The sequence below is a fragment of the Rhizobacter sp. P3_B12 genome (assembly GCF_056402895.1).
Genome location: NZ_JBFUGN010000339.1, coordinates 1 through 5,879 on the forward strand (window position 1 = coordinate 1; position 5,879 = coordinate 5,879).

Here is a 5,879-nt window from a genome sequence, read left to right on the forward strand (position 1 = left end):
GTGTAGTACGCGCTGTCGCCGACGGCCTGCGCACTTTCGGTGGCGCCGACGGCTGCCAGTTCGGGATCGACTTCGGACCCAGCGACTGCCGTGTTGCCGCTGCTGCTTCCGCCGCCGCAAGCCGCCAGCATCATCGCCAGCGACATCGCACCGAACACCTTGTTCACCCTGTTCATTGAATAGCTCCAGACAAGCCCGGTCCAGGCCCGATCGCGTGGATCGCCGGGCTGGGCTCTGAGCGGCCGGATCGGCCGCGTGTGTTGATCGAGGAAGGCGCCGGCAGAACCGCCGGCGCCTGGTTGACATCAGTACTCGTAGGCGCCGATGTCGGTGCTTGCACCCTGGGCGCGCTGCACGCCGCGGGAGTCGGTCGGAACCAGCGACTGGTTCGCGCCGGCATCGACCGCCGGGCTGCCGGTCGACAGCGTCAGCGGGGTGCTGCCCGTGGTGGTCGAGAACTTCGGATCGGCCACCTTGCTGCCGCTGTCGTCACGTCCGCTCAGGGCCTTGTACTTGGTCAGCCAGGTCGCGAAGTTGACACCGGAGAAGTCGTCGCTCGAGAAGGTCGGGGCGCCCGTGCTGGTGTAGTAGACGTTGTGGTCGAAGACCAGCGTCTTGTAGTCGGTCATCGCGCTGGAACCGATCTTCACCACCGGCTTGGCCGACGAACCGTAGACGATGTTGTTGCCGAAGTAGACGTTGGTGCCGGCCTGGCCGACTTCCGACTCGTTGGAGAGGAAGATCGAACCGTGCATCAGCTTGCCGGTGTCGTAGCAGCTGTTGTTGTAGAAGCGGGCGTTGCTCGACGACGAGGTCGCGAGGCAGGCCCAGGTGGATCCGACCACGACATTGTTGCGAACGATGCCGTCATACGTCTCGTACAGGCCGTCGACCAGGCGGTAGTCGTCGGTCTCCTGGCCCAGCATCAGCGCATGGCCGTTGGTCGAGTTGCCGATGTTGACGAGGCGGTTGTTCTCGAAGATCGGGTTGCGTGCATTGCCCTTGGCGTAGACGCCGATGTCCGGCACGTCATGGATGTAGTTGCCGGCGACACGGACGCGGTCCGCACCGACGATGTCGACACCCTGGGCATTGCTGCCCGGCTTGACCTTCGACGCGTCCTGCCAGATCTCGTTGTCCAGCACTTCCACGTCGTTGGAGGTGCGCACCAGCTTGACGATGTCGGCGACGCTGCAGCACAGGCGGTTGCYCACCAGCTTGACCTTCGGCGTGTCGATCTTGATCGCGTTGCCGTCGCCGCCGCCGGCGGCGCTGCCCTGGATCTCCAGGCCTTGCACCACCCAGTACATCGGGTAGCAGTCGGTGTTGCCGCTGCCGTCGCCGACCGCGTCTTCATCGCAGGCGGAGTTGTAGAAGTACACGGTCGGGCCCGAGCTCGTGCTCTTGATCACCGGGCGCTCGCCGTTGTAGCCGCGCAGCGAGATCCACTTCGTGGCGCTGCCCGCGCGGCGGATCACGACGCTCTCGGTGTAGGTGCCGGCACGCACGTCGATCGTGTCACCGGCGCTGGCCAGGCCGACCGCCTTGTTGATCGTCTTGAACGGGGCCGCGAGCGTGCCGGCGTTGCTGTCGCTGCCGGTGGTCGCCACGAAGTAGGCCTTGCCGGTGCCGGTGCCCGGCGCCGTGCCGTTGCCGGTACCGCCGGTTCCGCCCGAGCCGCCGCCGGTGGAGGTGGCGGTGAACGAGGCGCCGACCGCCGCCGCTGCATTCATCTGCACCGTGCAGGTGCCGGTGCCCGAGCAGGCGCCGCTCCAGCCACTGAAGCTGTAGCCGGAAGCCGGTGCCGGGTTCAGCGTGACCGGCGTGCCCGAGTAGAAGACGCTGGTGCACGATGCGCTGCACGACACGCCGGCCGGGCTCGACGTGAGCGAGCCGCTGCCGGTGACGGTAATCGCCAGCGGGTAGGTGACCGTGGGGGTCGGGGTGGGTGTGGGGGTAGGCGTCGGCGTCGGCGTCGGCGTGGGGGTCGGCGTCGGGGTGGGCGTGCTGTTCGAAACGAAGCTGCCGACCACCGTGCGGTTCTGGCCCATCGTCACGTAGCAGAACTCGGTGCCGGAGCACGAACCGCCGCTCCAGCCCTTGAAGGTGTAGCCGCTGCTGGCGCGGTGGCCGATCATCACCTGCGTGCCGGCCGCGAAGCTCGCGCTGCACTGGGTGTTGCCTTCACCGCAGACGATGCCTGCGGGCTGGGAGCCGATCAGGCCGCCCGCCTGGCCGGACACCGTCAGCGTATAGCGCGTACCGGCGGCGGCTGCGATGCGCAGTGCTTCGGCCGATTCGCTCGTGCCGGCGGCGTCTGCCGCATCGGTACCTTGATCCGTCGAAGACCCGCCGCATCCGGCCAGCACGGCCGTCACGCAGAACGCGCCCAACACCTTGTGAAACCAACTCATCGAATAGCTCCTCTAGCCAACCTGCAACGCCGGGCCAATCCCTGCGCCCGTCGATCGGGCATCCCTGTTTCGACGGCTGGKACGAATCATTGAACGACCAGAGGTGTCGCCTGTTACGGGAGGTCAAACCGAGGTCTTTGGTTTTTGCAAGCGTCCGATGAGGGTCGACACCCCCTCGTTCACGGGGGTGGCATAGGGGGAGCTATCCATCCATCGGAAATATCGATGGAGCGGATCAGGGTTTATCCGACGTGCAAGCTGTTTCAGGTCTTGTTACAGACTTGTAGGCGATCGCTACAAAACAGCCATCGGCTGCCGATAAGTCGTTGATTGCACACGGAAAATAGCAAGGTGATTTCCTGCCAATCCGAGCGATTGAAACGCCTGCCTTCGCGAAGAAAGGCGGCGTTCGGGCGCCTATTGCGGCGACTGCTTCGCGGCCGGTGTATCGGCTTTTGGTTTGTCGSYGCGTTGCGCCGAATCCACATCGGGGGCCGGCGGGGTCGCCGGTGGGGTCGATGCCGCGGTCGACTCCTGCTCCGCCAGGCGGCTSAGGCGGCGCCCGGCCTCGCTGTCCGGYGCCAGCCGCAGGCCCAGGTGSACCTTGTGCTGCRCCCGCGAMGCATCRGGCGGGTAGTACGACACCGACAGCTCCAGCCCGCCGGGGCACAGCAGCTTCAGCAGGTCGTTCATGAACGACGGGCTCTTCGGGCACTTGTCGCCGTAGGCGACGGCGATCAGCGCGGACTGGCGGGYCGCGAAGGCACGCGCCTGGGTCTCGTCGGGGAAATCGGCGACGCCGTGCACGCTGAGCAGCGTCAGGCTCTTCGGCGTCGCGAGCAGTTCGATGGCCTTGAAGTCGGGGGCCTTGTCGGGCTTGTCGATCATCATCTCGACCATCGGCGAGACGCGGGTGCGCTGCTGGGTCAGCTCGCCGACGGCRTACGGCGCACCGAGCTTGTAGCCGAACAGGTCGCCTTCGGGTGGGCCGGCCTGCGCGGTGGTGCACGCCAGCGCGGCACACAGCGTGGCGCACTGCGCGGCCAGCGCGCGGTTCAGGTGATGGTGGGTGCGGAACATGCCGTCTGACACTATATCTGCGGCGAATGGCGGCTCTTGCCATTGCGCGTCGTGTGCATGACAGGCAAAAAAAAGCAGCACCGTTGTGCTGCCTGCTTCTGGTTGCCTGTCTCTTGCTGCCTGTCTCTTGCTGCCTGTCTCTTGCCAACGATGATCGGACTGGTGGGCGGTGCAGGGTTCGAACCTGCGACTTCCACCGTGTGAAGGTGGCACTCTACCGCTGAGTTAACCGCCCGAGTGTCTTGCGATCACCGGCTTCGCGTTTCAACATCACTGCCTTGTCGCGAAGCCCTGGATTATGCCACAAGCTGGCGCCACCCCGTCTTGCCTCCGGAGGCCTTGTCGAGATCGGCGAGCAGCTTCGCGTGCGCCGCCAGCTCGTCGTCGTTCGCGACGATGACCGGCAGGTCGAAGGCGCTGAAGTCGATCGCCGCGACGACGATGTCCAGCGACGACGTGCCGCCCGCATCGATCACCAGCGAGTTCTGTCCGCGCGTCATGTTGATGTAGACCTCGGCCAGCAGGCCGGCATCCAGCAGCGCGCCGTGCAGCGAGCGGTTGGAGTTGTCGACCTCCAGCCGCTTGCACAGCGCATCGAGCGAATTCGATTTGCCTGGGAACATCTCGCGCGCCATCAGCAAGCTGTCGCTGACGCCCGCCACGCACTCGGCGAACGGCCGGCGGCCGAGCCGGCGCAGCTCGGCATTCATGAAGCCGACATCGAAGCCGGCGTTGTGGATGACGATCTCGGCACCCGCGAGGAAATCCATCAGGTCGTCGGCGATCGCGGCGAACAGCGGCTTGTCGGCCAGGAATTCGTCGGTCAGCCCGTGGATCTTCACCGCATCCTCGTGGCTCGAGCGCTGAGGGTTGACGTAGAAGTGCTTGTTGTTGCCGGTCAGGCGCCGGTTCACCATCTCGACGCAGCCGATCTCGATGATGCGGTCGCCCGACTCCGGGCTCAGGCCGGTGGTTTCGGTGTCGAAGAAGATCTGCCTCATGCCGCCACCTTCTCTTTCGCCACTTTCTCGCCGGCCGGAAAACCGCGCCGCGCCGACCAGGCGCACAGCACGATGCCCGCGAGGATCATCGGCACGCACAGCCACTGGCCCATGCTCATGTTGAGCGCGAGGAAGCCGAGGAAGTCGTCCGGCTGGCGGAAGAACTCCGCGATGAAGCGGCACAGCCCGTAGCCGATCAGGAAGGCGCCCGACACCTGGCCCATCGGCCGCGGCTTGCGCGAGAACCACCAGAGAAAGCCGAACAGCAGCAGGCCTTCCATGCCGAACTGGTAGAGCTGCGACGGGTGCCGCGGCTCGGGGCCCGCGCCTGCAAACACCATGCCCCACGGCAGGTCGGTCGACGTGACGCGGCCCCACAACTCACCGTTGATGAAATTGCCGATGCGCCCGGACGCGAGCCCGGTCGGCACGCACGGCGCGATCAGGTCGGTGACCTGCCAGAACGGCCGCTTGCGCATCCAGGCGAACACGCCCATCGCCGCGATCACGCCCAGCAGGCCGCCGTGGAAGGCCATGCCGCCCTTCCAGACCGAGAAGATCTCGAGCGGATGGCTGGCGTAGTACCCGGGCTTGTAGAACAGCACGTAGCCGAGCCGGCCGCCGATCACGACGCCCAGCACACCGTAGAACAGCAGGTCTTCGACATCGCGGCGCGTCCAGCCGGCCTGCGCGAACTGCGTCTGCCGCACGCGGATCGATGCGAGCCACAGGAACAGCCCGAAGGCGACCAGGTAGGTGATGCCGTACCAGTGGATGGCCAGCGGGCCGATCTGCAGCGCGACGGGATCGATTTTCGGGTGAACGAGCATGGGTGTGGAGGGCCAGGGCAATGCGGAAGCAGGCGAACGATACCCCAGCTCAGGTCGCCAGCGATGTGCGCACGAAACGAACGAAGCGCTCGACCACCGGCCCGGCATCGCGCGGCCACACCAGGCTGGTTTCCGAGCGCGGCGCCGCGCCGCCCGATGCCGCCAGCGACGGCGGCAGCTGCCGGTAGCTGACACCATCGCGCCGCAGCTGGGTCACCGATTCGGGCACCCAGGCGAGGCCGAGGCCGGCCGACACCAGGTTGACGATGGTCTGCATCTGGATCGCCTCCTGTCCGATCACCGGTGTCGCGCCATGCCGGTGGTAGAACGCGAACACCGCATCGTGGATGGACGGCGCGATCGCCCGCGGGAAGATGATCAGCGGCTGCGCCAGCAGCGCCGGCAACGACAGCCGGCGCGCACCGGCCAGCTGCGATGCGGCCGGCAGCGCCAGCACCAGCGGCTCGGTGCCGAGCGACAGGTGCTCGAGCGCCGGCGCCGGCAGCATGCCGGGCGCGTGCAGCACGAAGCCGGCGTCGGCCTCGCCCTGGGCG

5 protein-coding genes and 1 tRNA gene are annotated in these 5,879 nt (G+C 66.7%); all 6 read right to left on the reverse strand.

Annotated elements, in window-relative coordinates:
- Positions 1-305: 305 nt before the first annotated feature.
- Positions 306-2,414, reverse strand: a complete 2,109-nt coding sequence (locus AC1D01_RS17775; RefSeq protein WP_477868543.1) for a right-handed parallel beta-helix repeat-containing protein — start codon at positions 2,412-2,414, stop codon at positions 306-308.
- A 417-nt stretch (positions 2,415-2,831) separates the two neighbouring features.
- Positions 2,832-3,494 (reverse strand): hypothetical protein, encoded by a 663-nt coding sequence (locus tag AC1D01_RS17780; protein WP_477868545.1) that lies wholly within the window; start codon positions 3,492-3,494, stop codon positions 2,832-2,834.
- A 160-nt stretch (positions 3,495-3,654) separates the two neighbouring features.
- Positions 3,655-3,729 (reverse strand) — tRNA-Val (locus AC1D01_RS17785).
- A 61-nt stretch (positions 3,730-3,790) separates the two neighbouring features.
- Entirely contained in the window at positions 3,791-4,495 is a 705-nt protein-coding gene (dnaQ, locus tag AC1D01_RS17790) for a DNA polymerase III subunit epsilon (protein ID WP_477868547.1), read from the reverse strand.
- The gene (lgt, locus tag AC1D01_RS17795; RefSeq protein WP_477868549.1) at positions 4,492-5,325 is read right to left on the reverse strand and encodes a prolipoprotein diacylglyceryl transferase; all 834 of its coding nucleotides are present in this window, start codon (positions 5,323-5,325) and stop codon (positions 4,492-4,494) included. The genes dnaQ and lgt overlap by 4 nt, the downstream gene beginning before the upstream one ends.
- Positions 5,326-5,374: 49 nt before the next feature.
- Positions 5,375-5,879: LysR substrate-binding domain-containing protein (locus AC1D01_RS17800; RefSeq protein WP_477868551.1), on the reverse strand; the 505-nt coding region annotated here is incomplete at its 5' end.